General features: G+C 41.9%; 13 protein-coding genes. 3 read left to right on the top strand and 10 right to left on the bottom strand.

The window, feature by feature from the left end; genetic code table 11:
• The first annotated feature begins 174 nt into the window (after positions 1-174).
• Genes LEP1GSC192_RS18225 through LEP1GSC192_RS18215 form a run of 3 tightly spaced genes read left to right on the top strand, consistent with a single transcriptional unit; the run spans position 175 to position 5,143 of the window.
• Positions 175-1,152, top strand: a complete 978-nt coding sequence (locus LEP1GSC192_RS18225) for a glycosyltransferase family 2 protein (RefSeq protein ID WP_020771124.1) — start codon at positions 175-177, stop codon at positions 1,150-1,152.
• Positions 1,149-3,083, top strand: a complete 1,935-nt coding sequence (locus LEP1GSC192_RS18220) for a hypothetical protein (RefSeq protein WP_020771378.1) — start codon at positions 1,149-1,151, stop codon at positions 3,081-3,083. Before LEP1GSC192_RS18225 ends, LEP1GSC192_RS18220 begins: the two co-directional genes overlap by 4 nt.
• Positions 3,084-3,127: 44 nt before the next feature.
• Positions 3,128-5,143, top strand: coding sequence for a PAS domain S-box protein (locus tag LEP1GSC192_RS18215; protein WP_020771530.1), 2,016 nt, complete (start codon positions 3,128-3,130; stop codon positions 5,141-5,143).
• A 176-nt stretch (positions 5,144-5,319) separates the two neighbouring features.
• Here LEP1GSC192_RS18215 and LEP1GSC192_RS18210 read toward each other — a convergent pair whose 3' ends face one another.
• The 10 genes from LEP1GSC192_RS18210 to LEP1GSC192_RS18165 all read right to left on the bottom strand — a co-directional run bounded on the left by LEP1GSC192_RS18210 (position 5,320) and on the right by LEP1GSC192_RS18165 (position 17,677).
• Positions 5,320-6,150, bottom strand: a complete 831-nt coding sequence (locus LEP1GSC192_RS18210) for a sterol desaturase family protein (protein WP_020771371.1) — start codon at positions 6,148-6,150, stop codon at positions 5,320-5,322.
• Between the two features lie 70 nt (positions 6,151-6,220).
• Complete coding sequence (locus tag LEP1GSC192_RS18205) at positions 6,221-7,324, bottom strand: helix-turn-helix domain-containing protein (RefSeq protein WP_020771087.1); 1,104 nt, start codon at positions 7,322-7,324, stop codon at positions 6,221-6,223.
• Positions 7,321-8,085, bottom strand: a complete 765-nt coding sequence (locus tag LEP1GSC192_RS18200; RefSeq protein ID WP_020771403.1) for a hypothetical protein — start codon at positions 8,083-8,085, stop codon at positions 7,321-7,323. Before LEP1GSC192_RS18200 ends, LEP1GSC192_RS18205 begins: the two co-directional genes overlap by 4 nt.
• The gene (gene purB, locus LEP1GSC192_RS18195; RefSeq protein WP_020771436.1) at positions 8,085-9,386 is read right to left on the bottom strand and encodes an adenylosuccinate lyase; all 1,302 of its coding nucleotides are present in this window, start codon (positions 9,384-9,386) and stop codon (positions 8,085-8,087) included. Before purB ends, LEP1GSC192_RS18200 begins: the two co-directional genes overlap by 1 nt.
• Positions 9,387-9,609: 223 nt before the next feature.
• The gene (locus LEP1GSC192_RS18190; protein ID WP_020771427.1) at positions 9,610-10,677 is read right to left on the bottom strand and encodes a hypothetical protein; all 1,068 of its coding nucleotides are present in this window, start codon (positions 10,675-10,677) and stop codon (positions 9,610-9,612) included.
• Between the two features lie 14 nt (positions 10,678-10,691).
• Entirely contained in the window at positions 10,692-12,530 is a 1,839-nt protein-coding gene (locus LEP1GSC192_RS18185; protein WP_020771307.1) for an extracellular solute-binding protein, read from the bottom strand.
• Between the two features lie 116 nt (positions 12,531-12,646).
• Positions 12,647-14,680, bottom strand: a complete 2,034-nt coding sequence (locus tag LEP1GSC192_RS18180; protein ID WP_020771165.1) for a bifunctional (p)ppGpp synthetase/guanosine-3',5'-bis(diphosphate) 3'-pyrophosphohydrolase — start codon at positions 14,678-14,680, stop codon at positions 12,647-12,649.
• A 7-nt stretch (positions 14,681-14,687) separates the two neighbouring features.
• Positions 14,688-15,560: a carboxylating nicotinate-nucleotide diphosphorylase gene (gene nadC, locus LEP1GSC192_RS18175; protein ID WP_036090919.1), complete on the bottom strand. Its 873-nt coding sequence runs from the start codon at positions 15,558-15,560 to the stop codon at positions 14,688-14,690.
• A 143-nt stretch (positions 15,561-15,703) separates the two neighbouring features.
• Positions 15,704-17,299, bottom strand: a complete 1,596-nt coding sequence (locus tag LEP1GSC192_RS18170) for a lipoprotein LipL71 (RefSeq protein ID WP_036090917.1) — start codon at positions 17,297-17,299, stop codon at positions 15,704-15,706.
• A gap of 42 nt (positions 17,300-17,341) precedes the next feature.
• On the bottom strand, positions 17,342-17,677 hold the full coding sequence (locus LEP1GSC192_RS18165) for an STAS domain-containing protein (protein ID WP_008595243.1): 336 nt from the start codon (positions 17,675-17,677) through the stop codon (positions 17,342-17,344).
• Positions 17,678-17,702 lie beyond the last annotated feature (25 nt).

Raw genomic sequence — 17,702 nt, 5'->3', positions numbered from 1 at the left:
TTATATAAGATCTGCATTCCGGCCTCCTTGTAAAGCCCTTTTTTGCCGAATTGACCGGTGGAATCCATCGAAAGATCCCAAAAATCAAATGGAAACTAGGTTTCGACTCGGATAGAAATTACCGGAAATATTGTCGACATTTTGACCGAATACAAACATCGTACCAAGGTCAGCATGCCCGCTAAGCCTCCTCTTTTATCCCTAGTCATTCCCGTTTATAATGAGGAAAAAACCATCCCCGAACTTGTAAAAAGACTTCGGGTCCTACTCGGTATTTTAAAAGAAAAGCATCGCTTCGGAAAAGAAGATGCGGAAATTCTTTTTGTAAACGACGGTTCGAGAGACGATACCTTCGACGTATTAAAAAAATTCTGCGAATCGGAACCGGGTTTTTTTCTTTTGAACTTATCCAGAAATTACGGACACCAATTAGCCATCACTGCCGGGATCGATACAGCAAGAGGTGAAACCGTTGCAGTCATGGACGGAGACCTTCAAGATCCTCCTGAGTTTGTCGCAGAACTTTATGCAAAAATGTCGGAAGGTTACGACGTCGTTTATGCAAGAAGAAAGAAAAGAGAAGGTGAGTCCTTTTTTAAACTCGTTACCGCTCACGTATTTTATAGGATCCTAAAAAAGATCACTCGTTTCGATATCCCGATCGACACGGGAGATTTTAGGATCATGAGCAGAAGGGTGACAGATGTTTTAGTCTCCATGAGAGAACAACATCGTTATATCCGAGGATTGATCGCATGGATCGGCTTCAAACAAACAGGATTGGAATACGATAGAGACGAACGTTTTGATGGAGAAACCAAATTTTCCGTCAGCAAGATGTTAAAGTTTGCTTTAGACGGGATCACTTCCTTCTCCTCCGCCCCGCTTAAACTTTCTTCTTATTTAGGATTTGCTTCCGCATTTTTCGGCGCATTATATACCGTCTATATTCTCTACTTAAAACTGTTTACGGACAATACCATCCAAGGATGGACCTCTGTTATGATCGTTGTTCTGGTATTAGGCGGGATCCAACTCATTGCATTAGGAATGATAGGTGAATATCTAAGCAGGGTAAACGATCAATCCAAGAATCGTCCTCTCTATGTGATCGAGAAGATCTACTCGGTAAGACAAAAAAGTAAAAAATGAACCGCAGTTGGGATAGAGTTTTAGGGCTTTTATTCGGCGTTATCGCCTTTTTTGCCGTTCGAGTTATGATCTCCAAAAACTGGCAGGCGTTCTTAGAGATCTGCCCGATTACGGACCTTTTGACCTGGGACGAGAATATCCGCCTAACGGCAGTATACGACCAATTTCAGGATTACAGAGACGGCAAATTTTGGAGAGCAACTCTTCCTTTCTTAGAATCGGCAACCTGGCCGCCTTTACGTCCGATATTTTCGCTTTTACTTTTGGCTAGCCCGGGAGAATGGCCCATCACCTGGAAGGATTCCTTCTTAGGTCTAGCATTCTACGCTTTATGTTTTCCTTCGATCATTTATATCGTTTCCAGGATCTCCGGATCTTTCCTTTTCGGAAGTTTAGTCTCAATCTTTGTATTGGCATTGAGTCTTCATACTTCCGAAACTCCAGCTTATAGTCTATCGTCTATGTTAGAAACCCAAGGGATGTTCATTCTTCTTTGGGTGTATTGGGGCCTCTATAAACTTTATGATTCCGTAAAGGACTTAAAACCGGGAGAAAGTTTACCTGCCGGTTCCAAGGTAGCGGCGTTGGTCTCTGCGGTTTTGATCCTTCTATTTTTTACGAAGTATCCATACGGACTTTTATTATTCATTTCGATCTTTTTATTCGAGCTAATGTCCAGACTTCCGGAATGGATCGGATTTATTCGATTCTCCGTAAAAGTTCACTACAAAGGGCTCAGGCTTTTGTTCCTGATCGTGGTAGTGCTTCTTGTTCTTTCATTACCGGTATTGAGAGTAGTGACGGATTGGAACCTGGACCAAAGGTCCTTCAAAAAAGTTTTATATTTCCTAACGGTTCTTCTTTTCTTGGATTTTAATTATTTCTTATTTAAGAATAGAAAGGACTTAGGGAAAATTTCTCCCCCTTCCATCAAGATACTGTATTTGTACGCGATCCTTCCTTGTTTTATTTGGTTATTTACGAACCTGGACAGGGTAATGAGCCTTGTAAACGCTCAGATGATCGTGAACAAATTTGTTCGCAGTTTTATCTTAAGTTTATTCGAATCTCCCGAGGATAAATTTCCTGCGAGCCATGTTTTCAATGAACCTTGGATCTTTCGGACCTTCTTCCTATTTTCTTTGGGTGCGATCGGTTATTGGCTCTATTTGAACAGAAAAGAAAAGACTGAGTTCACTCAAGCAAGAGGAGAAGGAAGGATCGATTCTCTACTTGCAAAATTACAGAATATCGGTTGGCCTAAATTCCTAAAAGATCCGTTATTCGCGATCACCATAATCGTTTTCTTACAATACATTGTTATCGATGCGAGTACTGGAAACAAACAGCTTAGACACGTATTCTACCCATTGCCTGCTCTTCTTACGATCCTTAGCTTATGGTCTTTTAGGTTAGTCCAAATTTCTGAAAAGAATAGAAAATTACTCTTCTGCGGAGTTTTCTTAGTTTTCTTACTTTGGGCCTCGAGTCTATTTGTGAGAGAAGGCGGATTACTCAGCCAAACTTATCTTTCCAAAAACCAATTTTGTTTAAAGGGATTCGACACAGCCACATTCCAACCGGCAAGAGAATTTGCGAAAGAGATAGACCCCCAAGGGAAATATATCGCATTCAATGCGTTCCACGATGAGGAGAACTTCCAAGTGGCCGGAAGGATTCTTGCCTCCGAGTTTGATCTTTTATTCAGACAAAAAACGGTTGAAAAGGGAAAATATCGCAACGATAGCAAATACAAATGGAAATCCTGGGACGAATTTGACAAAGCTGTGTATATTGGTCCTTCCTGCGATCTGCCTTCCAAATATCTTTCTAGAGCGGAAAGTTTAGGGATTAACTTGAACGCTATCAAAGAAATTAAACACCCTAATGGAGATTATTGTTTCAAAGAATTTCGTCTTATTAAAAAATAATCGGATCAAACCGAAATCCGTTTCGGTGAACGGCGCAAGGCATCGTGACTCATCCTTGGTTATTACCCACCATCATCACAGCGACACCTTCCGCCTTCTTTCTAATTTTTATTTATCTATATTTATACAAGAAAGAAGGACAGAAAGCTCTGCTTGCCTGGTCCATCTGCTGGATATTCCGTCTATTAGGTTATCTAGGAAATATTATGCAAGTAGGAGGAGCGGACGCTTACAAATACTTTCCATCCTTCTCCATTGATTTTTTAAGAGCATTCTTTCAGTTTTTAGGATGTTTTTATTTTTTAAATAAACCTTTCACCAAACCATTTCAGGTTTTGTTTTCGTTAGCGGGTCTTTGGGCATTGTATCTGGATCTAGAAAAGATCACGAATGAATACTTGGCTTGGCCCATCTATATATTGATCGGTGGATCTCAAATTTATACCGGTATCATTTTTCTAAAGACCAAAAATCTGATCCCTAGCCTAGGCAAGATTATCGCAGGCTGGATCTTCATTCTTTGGGGGATCCATGTATTCAATTATCCTTTCCTGAAATTCCATCCTGAATTCGGTTATATCGGTTTTTTTATCGCCGGTCTGTTTAGATTCTCTTCTGCGATTGTGATCTTACTCGTATTCTTCGAAGAAACAAAGGCCGCTCTTTCTAAAACAGAAGGGAACTATAAGAAAATTGTGGACACCACATTAGAAGGGATCTGGCTCATTGACAAGTATGCAAAAACTAAATTCGTAAATTCTAAAATGGCAGAATTTTTGGGGATGAGTGAGAAAGAACTCATAGGTAAGAATCTTTACGATTTTATAACTCCTGATGCAACGGAAGCGGTAAATAAAAGGTTAGAAGAAAGAAAACAAGGGAAAGCGGAAGTTCACGATTTCTATTTCAAACGTCCTGATGGAGAACCTGTCTGGCTCTTGATGTCCACAAATCCGATCTTCGACGCCCAAGGAAATTATGAAGGCGCTCTCGCAATGTGCACCGACATTACGTTTTACAAAAAAACGGAAACCGCATTAAAAGAAAGTGAAAGACAACTCTCTACTCTGATCCGAAATCTTCCAGGAATAGCGTATCGTTGCGCATATGATCCGGATTGGACCATGGAGTTCATAAGCGAGGGGTGTTTTGAACTCACTGGTTATTCGCCTTCCGACTTCGTGTCCAACCGTACGATCTCTTTTGGAGAGATCATCCACCCGGAAGATACCGAAAGGGTGTTTCAAGAAGTTACGGAAGCTGTTAGTAAAAATCTGCCGTATCGACTCTTATTCAGGATCCACCGTAGAAGTGGAGAAATACGTTGGGCATTCGAGCAAGGCTCCGGTGTCAGAGGCGAAAACGGTGAATTGATCGCCTTGGAAGGTTTTATCACCGACTTCACCCAAGTCAAACTTGCGGAAGAAATTATGGCAAACGCTCTACAGGAAAAAGACCTATTATTGAAAGAAGTCCATCACAGGGTTAAAAATTATCTACAGGTATTATCCAGCTTACTTTCCATCCAATTGGAGCAAGTAGAAGCAAGTAATCCGACCCAGGTGCTGACCGAATCCCAAAATAGAATATTATCCATGGCTTATGTGCATGAATCCTTGTACGGAAAACATAGGATTAGTGACGAATTTTTTCCCGAGTTCGTAAGTAGGCTTGTGGACAGCTTACTCAAATCATTCGGCCATAAAAAAGAAGAGATCCAAATTTTTCTAAATTGCGAATCATTGCCGATCAAACAAAATTCCGCGATCCCTATCGGTCTGATCCTGAATGAGTTAGTGACGAATGTTCTAAAACACGCGTTCTCTTTTAAAGCAGATTCCGAAGAAAAGATCATCAAGATCTCTTTTTACAAGGAGGGGGACTGGATCCATTTAGACGTTTCAGATAATGGAAAAGGAAAGTCCTCCGATTCTAAACAGGAGGATTCCATGGGTTTGGAACTTGTGGAACTTCTGACTAAACAGTTAAAGGGATCCGTAATCGACCTTTCCTCAAAGCAAGGAACTATTACGAGAATACGGTTCCCAGCCTCTAATTGAAAATTTGGGAATCGCACGTAGGAGTTCCTACAGTTTTTGAAGATCGCCCCCGCCCTGGCTTTGGGTGGAGGAGGAGGGCCCGTGGGAGAGCGCTTACACGCAATATCACAAAATTCGCCTCTTAACAATCAAATTTTGCAGTTCTCTTATGTTGGAATTCCAACACTTTTCGGCACTTAAACTCCTGTCGTTATCGCCGATGTTGGAGTTCCGACGTCTTCTATAACCTCAGGCTCTCGATTCGTTACTTCTCTAAAGGTATCAAAATACTTCTCGTGATTAGTGCCCATAATCCGATCCCAAATATTAAAATACAAACTGTAATTACAGTTAAAATATTTATGGTGCATATTATGATGAGTAGTAGAATTATGAAGTCTTAATATTCTATTTTCTATAAAACCTTTAGGAAAAAGTTCGAAAGAAAGATGCCCTAAAACATTCAGGAAATTACTATAAAAGAAAAACACGATAAGGGCGGTCGTATGCACCGGTAAAAAAAGTATTACCAATGGAACGATCCCCGCTTCCACTACGGCTTCGTAAGGATGGAAAGAAAACGCGGCCCAAGGAGAAGGGTTTGTGGACTTATGATGGACCAGATGCATTCTTTTAAAAAGAAGAGGATGATGCATCAAACGATGAGTCCAGTAAAAGTAAGTATCATGCAGGAATATCAGAGCGACAATGCTGAAGAGAAGATAAGGAACTCCGTAATCTTCTACCTTATCATAAATAAAAGTCCAGCCGGCCTTCTTCATTAAGACAACTAAAATCCCGGAGGCGGCAAAGATCGCAAGCGAGATGGCCGAATACTTGAGTTCGTGGGAAATTTTATCTTTTTCCGGAAGTTTATTTTGAATGATCTTATGTTTAAGCTTATCTTTAAAGATCATCCAAACAAAAACATAAGCGATCCCGGCCATCAAAATATAGCGGAACCATAACATTCCTAAGGTCAGAAAATAATAGGCGGTATAGCCAATTTGATCCACGATCTCGTTCATCCCATTCTCTCCGTGTGCACACAGTTTACACGATATGACGAGGATTCGCCTATTCGAATTTTAAAATTCTCTAGCTGATTTCAAAATCGGCGGTACTTTTTAAGGATTCATCCCTACCACGGTTGCGGCGAAATTCGGTGGGTGTGACCCCTGTTAGTTCTTTAAATGCTCGGTTAAAGGGGCCCAGGGATTGGTAGCCCAAATCCATAGCGATCCGGATAATTGGGACTTCATCTTTTCCCGAATCCAAAAGGATCTCGCAGGCTTCTTGGATCCTGTAACGATTTAAAAAATCCGGAAAATTTCGAAAACCCATCGCCTGGTTGATCAGCCTTCGCAGTTTATATTCCTGTATTTCCAGATCCTCCGCAAGTTGCCCGATCGTCAGTCCCTCTTTTCTATAAAGTTTAGTTTCTTCGAATGCAGAGACTAATTTTTTCTTCAACGCTGGATCAGCATAAACCGCTTTTTCTTCTTTGTCCTCGGATTCTTCTGGTCTTGGATCCACCAAACCTTCTTTCAATTCGAAGACCAAATACATGAATGCAAGAATCAGTCCCCAAGCAAGGATCACGTTCGCCAGATCCAAAATTTCGGATAAGACCTTACCTCTTAAGATCAGATGAGAGAACATATTAAAAGTGATCACACTTCCGGTCATTAGAATATGGACTTCACGTAACCTTCTTCTTGCTTCTACAAGATCGTCTTTTCTCCCCGAATAGATCCGAATGATTGCGGCCACTACAAAGCCCAAAGAGAGAAGAGTCGGAATGATAATATGTGCGAGAACCGTTTCAGAAACGATAGGCCCTCTCATATTGATCAGATCTAATACAGGATAGACCGACCAAGCGGAGACCCCAACCTTACTGATAAGCAAAAGCCAATGCCAATATTTGATCTCGAAATGATCTTCAAATATTGCAAGGCTGATCATCCAAAAGAAAAATGGCAAACTGATAAGGCCGGTAAACAGGAATACGCGGATGGAATAAGGGATCTTAAGATCAGGATCTAAAGATAAAAGGATATAACATACGATCCCGAAAGAAAAACCTCCCGCGATACGAATCCTAAGATCGTAATAGTATCTCCATCCGAGAAGTCCGATGATAAAGATTAAATTCGAAAGACAGAATAAATGTAATATGTCCGTGATCTGTGAGATCAAGTGAGTTCTTCCAGTTTTTCCAATTCTCCCCAAAAGTCCTTAGTTTGTAAACCAGGAAGAAATTTCCGGATCAAACCACTGTCAATAAAACAGTCCTCTCTATCCATCTTTTCCTCTGGAACAACCTGGATCTTGCCGTGATCCTCTAAAAATCGGAAGATCTCTAACCAAGTATGCCATTGCCCATCGGTTAAGATCAGCTCGGAAGGCAGGTCATTTCCGGAGTAAGATAGAAGCAAACGTACCGCTTCCGAAATATCGTCCCCATGAATTAGATTCAATTGGCGTTTTGTTTTTTTAACCGAACCCTTTCTTGCCCAATTTGCCGGATTTCTATCTGGGCCATAGATCCCGGAAAGACGGAGGATCCTGCCGCCACGTTCCAAAAATCGTAGCTCGGTTTCGTAACGATCATGTGTCGGATCTAACGGTGTTTTTTCAGTGATATCTGGAGAAAACCTTTGGTAGATACTAGTAGATCCGAACATCCAAACTGTTTTGGAGATTGAGAATATAGTATCGAAAACCTGATCCCTATTTGCGAGTTTCTGGACGGGGAATGTGATAAGACTCGCGTCAAATCCCGAGCCTTCATTCTCTTTGCGAAAATTTTCCAAAGCAGCCGGATCGGATAGATCCAGCAAAATGGAACCTTCTACTTTTGTTTCCCGAGAAACTCCTAAAACAGTATTATCTTTTTGTAATGTGTTAAGGATGCGTAAACCGGTGTATCCCAAGCCGAAAATTGCAAACTTAGACATTACTCCAAACCGAGTCTTTTATAGATCAGTCCCACCTTATCCAGATACGGTGAAATTTGGAAGATAGAATCCAAATCTCCAGGTTTTAATACCTTCTGCACTTTAGGATCTTCAGCTAATCGAGTCTTCAGATTTTGAGAAACATCCGCCCAAACTGCCATCGCATGGCCTTGCACGATCGTATATGCCTCTTCTCTTGTGATCCCACCCTTCTCAATCAAGTGGAGAAGAACTTTTTGTGAGAAGATCAGACCTCTTGTAGTCCCCAATGTTCTTTCGATCGCATCCGGATACACATGTAGATTTTTTACTACGAATAACATTTTATCCAAAATATATTCAAGAGCGATCGTAGAATCCGGAACCACTATCCTTTCCGCAGAAGAATGAGAAATATCCCGTTCATGCCATAAGGCTACGTTCTGCAAAGCGGTAGAAACGTTAGAACGGATCACTCTAGAAATACCGGAGATCCTTTCACAAATCACAGGATTTCTTTTATGAGGCATCGCGGAAGATCCCTTTTGTCCCGGAGAAAAAGGCTCCTCTACTTCCCTACCTTCGGTCTTTTGTAGAAGACGGACTTCGGTTGCAAAACGATCCAAACTTGCAGCAGTAACGCCTAACGCGGACATATAAGCTGCATGCCTATCTCTGGAAACCACTTGGGTCGCGATCGGATCAGGCTTGAGCCCCAACTTCTCACAAACGTATTCTTCGATATCCGGTTCTATATTGGAATAAGTTCCTACCGCACCGGATAATTTACCGACCGCTACTTCTTCTTTTGCCAGAGCCATTCGCACTCGGTTTCTTTTCATTTCTTCGTAGAACAATGCGAATTTTAAACCGAGAGTCATAGGTTCGGCATGGATCCCATGAGATCTGCCGATACAAGGAAGATCTCTGTATTGGATCGCCTTCTCCATGATCGCCTCGATGAGTTGGTCCGTTTTTTTTAGGATCAGATCCATCGCTTGGACCATCTGCACGCAAAGTGCGGTGTCCCCGATATCGGAAGAAGTAAGACCGTAGTGTACATGGCGACCGGCAGGTCCGATATAAGAATTCATATTCGTTAAGAATGCGATAACGTCATGGTGGACCTTGGATTCGATCTCTAAAATTTCGTCCACGTTGAATCTTGCCTTGGAACGGATCTCTTCGAAGTCCTCCTTAGGGACCTCTCCTTTTTTCATTCGGGCTTCGGTGGCTAATATTTCGATCTCTTTCCAAATATCGAATTTGTTCTCCAATTCCCAAATTTTAGAAATCTCCGGATTCGAATACCGATCAATCATTCCAGCGTCCTCGGGGAAATATCCCCATTGATAGGATTTTTATCCGGTGCTCATACGTAAATCATTTTGGTTCGCACAGAGCACACGGAGTTCACAGAGCCTAAAGGAAAAATAGGAAGAAAAATGGGTCTCGTAGGAGTTCCAACAGGCCTCTCTAAGACTCTGAGCTTTACTCAGCTAAACCCTCCGTGTTCTCAGTGTTCTCTGTGCGAAATAATGTTTTCTAACCTAGCTCAAAAGAGCTTACGAATTCTTTGATCAGATTAATATGATCCACTTCCGGAGAAGGGTTTTCCTTGCTAGGCTCGTATAGATGTTCGTCGAATACATGATAATCGAAAATTTTGAGTTCGAAGTCGGGGATGGTGATGATGATATTTTCGGAATGGATATCGAAGATCAGTTTTTCTTCGTTCGCAAGATAACGGGTGACTTCAATAACTCTATGGAAGTCCAAGGCGATCTTCTTGAGTTTGGATTTACTGATGATCCCGAATCTATGCGTATCAAAGTTCAATTTCCATTTGGGAAAAAGTGCATCCTGGATCGGGTTCTGCCTTACCTTCTCATTCAATCGGATGAATTCCTTTAGATGTTTTCCTGGTAATAAATTTTGATTATCGCAAGGAGTGAGTGTGACCACAGGAACGCCGAATGGACTCCTTCTGAAACGTAAGCCCATAAAAAACCGAGTGGGAAGAACAAGATCGGGGATCAGACTTTTTAATTTCCAATAATGTAGTCTTTCCAATCCTAAACGAGCGAACTTAAAACGGATCTCGTCCCTTTTGGATTCTCCCCAAACTGATTTTTGCAAATGATGCATTAAACCGATCTCTTCGGTTTTTAAATAACGTTCTAGGTTATTCTGCACTTCTTTATATAGAGAACCGAAAATTGGATCGGAAGGAAGTTTGGATTTTCCTATTTTGACTACTTGGTTCCAAGGAAGTGTATATACGAATTTATACGACCCCCTTCCTATATAGTTTTCGGCGGCAAGAGGCATAAAATTATCCAAAAATTCCCGTCCGTATCTATGCGTTATGCGAAACACATGAGATACCGGAAAAAGTTTTTCGTATAATTTTCGAGCTAAGCCGGATTGCCTAAGACGAAAGTCGATAGGAAGATCCTCTTTAGGGATCTGAGAATCCGCTCTGTCCGGATCGAAAAATAATTCTTTATCCAGACCTTTCTCTAAGATCTCGATAAAGCTGGGAATTCCGGGAGAGTTCCAAAAATTCCGGATCGCCTCTCCGAATTCGCTGAATCTTCCCTTTTTCGCCATTAAAATCCCAAACCTTATTTGGAATGGTAGTACAAGTCTCTTTTGTAAGTAGGAAGAGCCGTTTTATTCTTCTTAGCGTTTTCCAATGCCTTGTCTTTTTCCGCATCGATCCACCATAAGGACTTTGCCGCGCCTTCTCCGGAATATCTGGAGAGAGGATTTTCCGGTGTACCGAATCGATTCCAATACAGGACTCTTGTGGATTTAATTCCCCAAAGAAGAACGTATGGAACCTCTTTCGTTAAGATCCTATCTATCTTCTTCAGGATTTCCGTTCTTTTTTTAATATCGAATTCCGTTTTTTGCTGCTCTATGAGTTTATCTACTTCCGGATTTTTGAAACCGTTATAATTGTTCTGCCCATTCTCATTCGCATATTTGGAATCCCAATGATGTTCCGGATCCGGAAAGGAACTTCCCGCTCCCCAAGCAGCCCAAGTAACATCAAAATCATATTTATCCATCCTCTCCGACCAGTTGGCAAGATCCGTGCTTTCGATAGTGACTTGGATCCCCAACTCTTTTACTCTTTCCATGAACAGAGTAAAATATTTTTCCACACTTCTATCTCTTTCCAGGATATGGATCACGAATTGTTGTCCGTCTTTTTCCAGGAACCCTTTTGCATTTGGTTTCCATCCGGCTTCCGCAAAAAGTTTTTTAGCAGCTTCCGGATCGTAATCGATCGGAGGATTCGGTAATTGTCCTTCTTCCCATGCGGATCCGTAATAAGAATCGGTGAGTTGGTATTCTCCGAACGCGAGTTTGTCCACCATGAGTTTTCGGTTAACTAAATGAGCAATCGCCTTTCGGATACGAACATCGTCAAAAGGTTTTCTTCTCATATTGAATGCCCAACCCTGAAAGCCTGACTTTTTATCGTTATAGATCTTTTGTTTTACGATATAATTCTTATCAAAAGGTTCTCCGGTCGTGTCCTGTACCCAAGTCGCCGCCTTATAAACAGGATAAAGATCTATATCACCTTTTTTGAATGCTTGGAATGCGACCGCATCGTCGTTGAATACTTTGAAGATAAGTGTATCGAAATTATCCGTCCCTTTGTAAAAAGGATAAGCCCTCATCCAATAATCGTTCCTACGTTTCATTTTTACGTAGATCCCTTTTTTAGCTGACTGCAATTCATACGGTCCGGACGTAACAGGAAACTCGAAATTCTCCTTATTAAAATCTTTTTCGGCATAATAATGTTCTGGCAGAATAAAGAAATCGTATGCGATAAATTCGAAGTTCTTCCAATGGACCTCTTTTTGAGTGAATTCAACTTCGTATTCATTTACTAATTTTGGAACTTCGAAACGGGAAAGATCGATCCGATGAAGCGCAGTATTATTCTTCTTATTCATGATGGTTTCATATGTGAATAATACGTCCTTCGCGGTGATAGGTTTGCCATCACTCCATCTGGCGTTTTTGTCCAGATTGAACGTAAAAGTTTTTTTATCCGAAGAGATCTTCCAGGAAGAAGCAAGTTTCGGAAGAGGCTCCAGAGTAATAGGATGTCTATCCAAAAGTGGTTCGAACATTTGAGTGAAAATTTCAGCAGTGGTGGAAAAATTTTCCAAATACCAGTTTAAAGATTTTGGATACTGGTGACTGTAGATCCTAAATGTTCCTCCCCTTTTTGCGTTCGGAGAAGTGGAAGGATTCGGTTTTCTTAAAGGTTCCGGAATACTATTCGGATCTCCGTCCCAAGGAAGATCTTCGGTTGCTACGGAAATTTGGACTTCTTCCTTTTCTTTACAGCCGTTCGATGCGAACGTAATTATGGATAATAAAAGTATAAAATAGCAAATTTTCAGTAATTTGGAATTTCTTAGAGTAACGTTCAAAGCACACCTCTTAGGAATGTTCGTGTTCGAAAGCTTCCGGGAAAACCCGATTTCAGGCAAACTTAAATGTAAAATTTTCGATGAAAAGATAGTAGGACGAGACCTATCGTTAATCCTTATTTGACCCTATGAGCAAAAACCACATCCGGGATCCGTTTTAAGTTGCCTAGGATCTCCTTCAATTGGTCCAAATGTTCCACTTCTATCATAAAGCGAGCCATCAAAGTATCCTTTTGCACTGTAGAAGCTCCAGCCTCGAGGATATTTGTTTGGGTCCCGGAGATACTTTTTACCATTTCCAAGTAAATTCCCTGGCGATCCTTTGCCTTCACTTCCACTCGAACCGGCACCGGTTCAGTTTGTCCATAGTCCCAATCCACTGTAATCTGTCTGAGCTGTTCTTCTTCTCTTTGTTTTAATGCAACACTACAATTCTTTTTATGAACAGATACACCTCTTCCTCGAGTCACGAAGCCGATGATTTGGTCTCCGGGAAGAGGAGAACAACAACCGGAAAGTCTCACTGGAATATCCCTTAGTCCAGCGACTAAAATTTTTCCACCGGCGACTTGTCCCTGCGCTTGAGTCTGTTTGGAGACTTTTTCAGAAGGTTTACGTTTAAGTTCTTCGAGTACTTCCGCATTCAGAGTAAGTTCCGCTGCATTTTCGGCACCGTGTTCCAGATCTTTGCTTGTCTCTTCTCTGAGTTTTCTGAAATAAGCGCGTAACTTTTGTCTGGCAGAAGGAGTTTTAACAATACGAAGCCAGATAGGAGAAGGTTTGGACCTTTTATCCACAACTACTTCAACTTGGTCTCCACTGCGCAATTCGGTACGAAGGGGGATCATTCTACCGTTGATCTTGGCTCCCTTACAATGCAGACCCACATCCGTATGGATCCTGAATGCAAAGTCTAAAACCGTAGCACCTTTCGGAAGTTGTATGATTTCTCCCTTAGGAGTGAAAACGAAAACCTCGTCCTCGTGAAGATCGTATTTTAATTCTTCTAAAAATTCTTTAGGATCTAAAGCGGAATCCTGCCAAGTCTGTAAAACTTCCAACCACTTCACGGTTAGATGTCTTTCGTTGGCATGAGTTTTACCTTCTTTGTATACCCAGTGAGCAGCGATCCCATATTCAGCGATCGCATTCATCTCCGCGGTTCGTATCTGGACTTCCAAAGGTTTTCCATCAGGACCGATCACAGTGGTATGAAGCGATTGGTACATATTGGTCTTAGGAGTCGCGATATAATCCTTAAATCTTCCCGGAACGGGGGACCAAAGTGTATGCACAATCCCTAATACTCCGTAACAATCCTTGATCTCGTCCGTAACGATTCGGATCGCCCTTAGATCGAAAATTTCGTCGAAAGTTTTTTCCTTCGTTTTCATCTTACGATAGATGGAGAAAAAATGTTTTGCCCTTCCTTCCACGTTCGCGTTGATCTGAATTTCTGCGAGTCTCTGTTTTAGGATGAGCTGTAGTTTTTCGATATACTCTTCTCTTTCCGACTTTTTGGCGCTGATCCTTTTTTTAATGTCCTGGTATTCTTCCGGAAAGATGACTTGGAAAGCGAGATCTTCTAATTCGGATTTGATGGAGTAGATACCGAGCCTTCCGGCAATCGGTGCATACAAGGAAAGAGTTTCGTTTGCGATCCTTCTCTGTTTTTCGGGAGGTTGAAAAGAAAGAGTCCTCATATTATGGGTCTTATCAGCTAGTTTGATCAGAATGACCCGAATATCCTGGATGGTCGCAATGATGATCTTTCGTATATTCTCCGCAGCTTCCGTTTCTTTGGACTGGCTTTTGATCTGGGAAATTTTAGTCACACCTTCCACAAGTTGTGTGATCTCCGTCCCGAAATCCCGCACCATTTCTTCTTTTGTGTATTTAGTATCTTCGATCACATCATGAAGAATTCCGGCGGAGATTACTTTCTCATCCAAACCTAATTCGAATAAAATAAAACCTACTTGGAGGGGATGAACTATATAAGGTTCGCCCGAAAGACGGAACTGTCCTTGGTGGGAATCTTCCGAAACTTTATAAGCCTTTTCGATCAGTTCCAAGGCTTCGGGGCCCATGGTTTCCCGAACCCCTTCGATTAACATTTCTTTGGTGGCAGGAGCCTTAATGAATCCCATGTTCTTATTAGGTCCTTATATCCAAACCTAGATCCAAAAATCTGGTGGTATGAGTCAGATATCCCATACTCACCCCTACTCCGGGAAATTCGGACAATGCTTCCAGTTTTTCAGGAGTGATCCCTCCGGAACATTCTATTAGGATTTTAGGATTTTTTTCTTTTGCCCTTTGGAACGCTATTCGTGTATCGGGTATATTAAAATTATCTAACATTAAAACGTCCGGTTCCGCTTCGAGAGCGTCTTCCAATTGGTCCAAGGAATCGATCTCGAGCTCCACCATTCTTCCGGGAAAATTGGATCTGATCTTTCCAACGGGGATTTTTGCCGATGCGAATAATGCCAAATGATTGTCTTTGATCATCGCCATTTCGGAAAGATCCAATCTGTGGTTGGCACCTCCCCCGCAATACACAGCATACTTTGCCAGTTTCCTGTAACCCGGAAGTGTCTTTCTTGTATCCAAGATCATTATCCCTTTAGACCCGTACTGATCCACGATCTTTCGAGTTGAAGTGGAAATACCGGAAAGATATTGTAAGAAGTTTAGAAGGATTCTTTCAACACGCAACATGGAGAGAAGACTGCCTTGGATCTCGGCGACCTTGTCTCCTTTGACGAATTTTTCTCCATCTTTAAAGAAGAAATGAAACTGCAAATCTCCCGCTGAAAGTTTTGAAAGAACTTGCGCGACCCCGCTCCCGCAAAGAATTCCTTCTTCCCTTGCATTTAGATATGCGATCGCCTTTTGGTCCGGAGAGAATAAGGAAACAGACGTTATATCTTGATCAGGACAATCCTCATCCCAGGCCATTTTGGCCAGGGGATAATAATCCTCTGCACTTGTCTCTGCTATAGGCTTAGTGTAAGCCCTCTTCACTTGGAATTCACCGCTAAGTAAAACTGTTTCGGATTATAAATGAGGATCAAGCGGAATTCGAAAATTTAGATCCTGACAAAAAAGAAAGGCCCGGAAAAATCCGAGCCTAGCATGTGTGTGAGTTGCTAAAATGTTAGACCGTATTAACGAGCTTCTTCGTCGCTTTCCTGCTCACCTGAATCGGAAGGTTGCTCATTTTCTGTGGAAGGTGCCGGAGTAGAAGGCTGTTCTTCTTCCGGTTCCGACTCATCCGTAGAGGCTGCAGGAGGAGTTGTAGTCTCTTCCTTTTTCTCTTCCGGAGTAGATGCCTCTACTTTATCGCTACCTGTCGGCTTTTTCGGAGCTTTTTTCGGATCGAACTTAGTGGATCCTTTGGCAGGCGGAATTAGTAATACTTGTTTTGGATAGATCAAGTTTGGATTTTTGATCTTGTTACGGTTCGCTTCGTAGATCCGTTTCCAAAGTTTAGAAGTACCGTAATGTTGCTTGTAAGCGGAAATTCTCCAGAGGCAATCTGCAGGAATTTTCTTACGAACTACGTATTTTTTCCAACCTTCGGGAAGTTCTCCGGAAGAAGAGGATACCGTATCTTCTCCTTTTTTAGTAGAAGGAGTAGAATCTCCTGCATCCCCTTTGCGACCTGCAACGGAAGATCCGGTGCGTAATCTCTCTGCAATATCGTCAGACTGGTCTACAACGATACGGGAAAGTCGAATCGCTTCTTCGGATCGGGCAATAGAATCTTCGTATTTTTCGGAAGAATATAACTCTTCTGCGGAAACTAAAGACTCATCGGCTGCTTTTAGGTTCTCATCCGCTCTTTGGTAAGAAGTTTGGAGATCCTTGCTTGATTTCAGTTTGGATTGGTCTATCGTAGCCAGTTTGTCCTTGGCTTTTCCGATAGAATCTTTTGCTTCTGCCTTCTTCTTGAGTGCGTAAGCTTGGATGTTTTTTGCGACAAGTTCTGCTGATTTTTTACGGATATCGTCAACTTCGGAATAACCTTCTTTGATCTTTCCTTCGTCGATCTTACCTTTTGCAGCATTTAAACGTTCTCTCGTTTGGGCCACTTCAGGGTCGCCACCACCGGCATATCGATCCGCATCATCCAGATTTTTTTCGATATCTGCAAGAGAATCGATTAACTGTTGTTTTTGAGAAAGAGCCAAAGATTTGGCATCAGTTGCCGCCTTTTTGGACTCCAGATATTTTTTATTACTTTGTTCGTACTGATCGAAAGCAGCCAGACGGGTCTTAAGTTTTGCGTCGTCTCCGGATTCCTTAGGATAGGATTCCAAAGTGCGGTCCGCATTATCTCGAAGAGTGTCCCCTTCTTTTTTAAGCTCTACCGCATTATTATAAGGTTCTGCGGCAAGTTGGGAAGCATACGCCTCATCCGCTTCATTGATAGCGGTACCGGCCTGTGCCTTGGTTTCCTCGGTCAATTGAGGATAAGATCTTTCTAATGCATCATACGCCTTACTTTTTGCGTATTCGGCGCTTTTTTTGGTTTCGCCCAGGTCTTCATTGGAAGCTTTTTCATGAGCGGTCAAAAGACTTTTGCGAGCTTCCTCAAATTCTCCGGAAGCATATTTTTCTGCGCCTGCATCTTTAGCGCGAGTGATAGCGGTTTTTGCTTCCGCTAATTCTTTTACGGGTAGTTCTGAACCACAGGCAACTAGGAATCCTAAAACTCCCAGTACCAATGATGGGAACGATATAGCTCGAAAAGTTTTCATTTGTTTTGCACCAGCCAGAGGAATCGTTTTAATATGCCTTATTTATTTAAAGGCAGCGACAGCGTCAGCTTCGTTATCAAAGATCTCAAAGAATGACGTTAATTTCGTTAATTCGAATACCTTTCTAACGGAACCCGCAACGTTGATAATTTTAAGTCCACCCTGGTATTTTTTTAAGTTAGAGAGGCTGGAAATCAAAGCACCGATTCCGGATGAGTCGATATAAGAGACCTTTTCCAGATTGATAATCGTATAGTATTTCTGCTCTTCGATGAGCTTTGCGATCACATCCTTAATCTCAGGGGCATTGTATAAATCGATCTCCCCATTGATGTCCAGAATGACGATGTTACCGCTTTCCCTTCTGGTGATTTCCATAAAAAATCAGCAACTCCTTTCTTTA

Origin of the sequence: Leptospira sp. B5-022, from assembly GCF_000347035.1 — a bacterium.
In the GTDB taxonomy this organism is placed as follows: Bacteria; Spirochaetota; Leptospiria; order Leptospirales; family Leptospiraceae; genus Leptospira_B; species Leptospira_B cinconiae.
The sequence above is the reverse complement of the archived record's forward strand: the minus strand, read 5'-3'. Positions and strand labels throughout refer to the sequence as shown.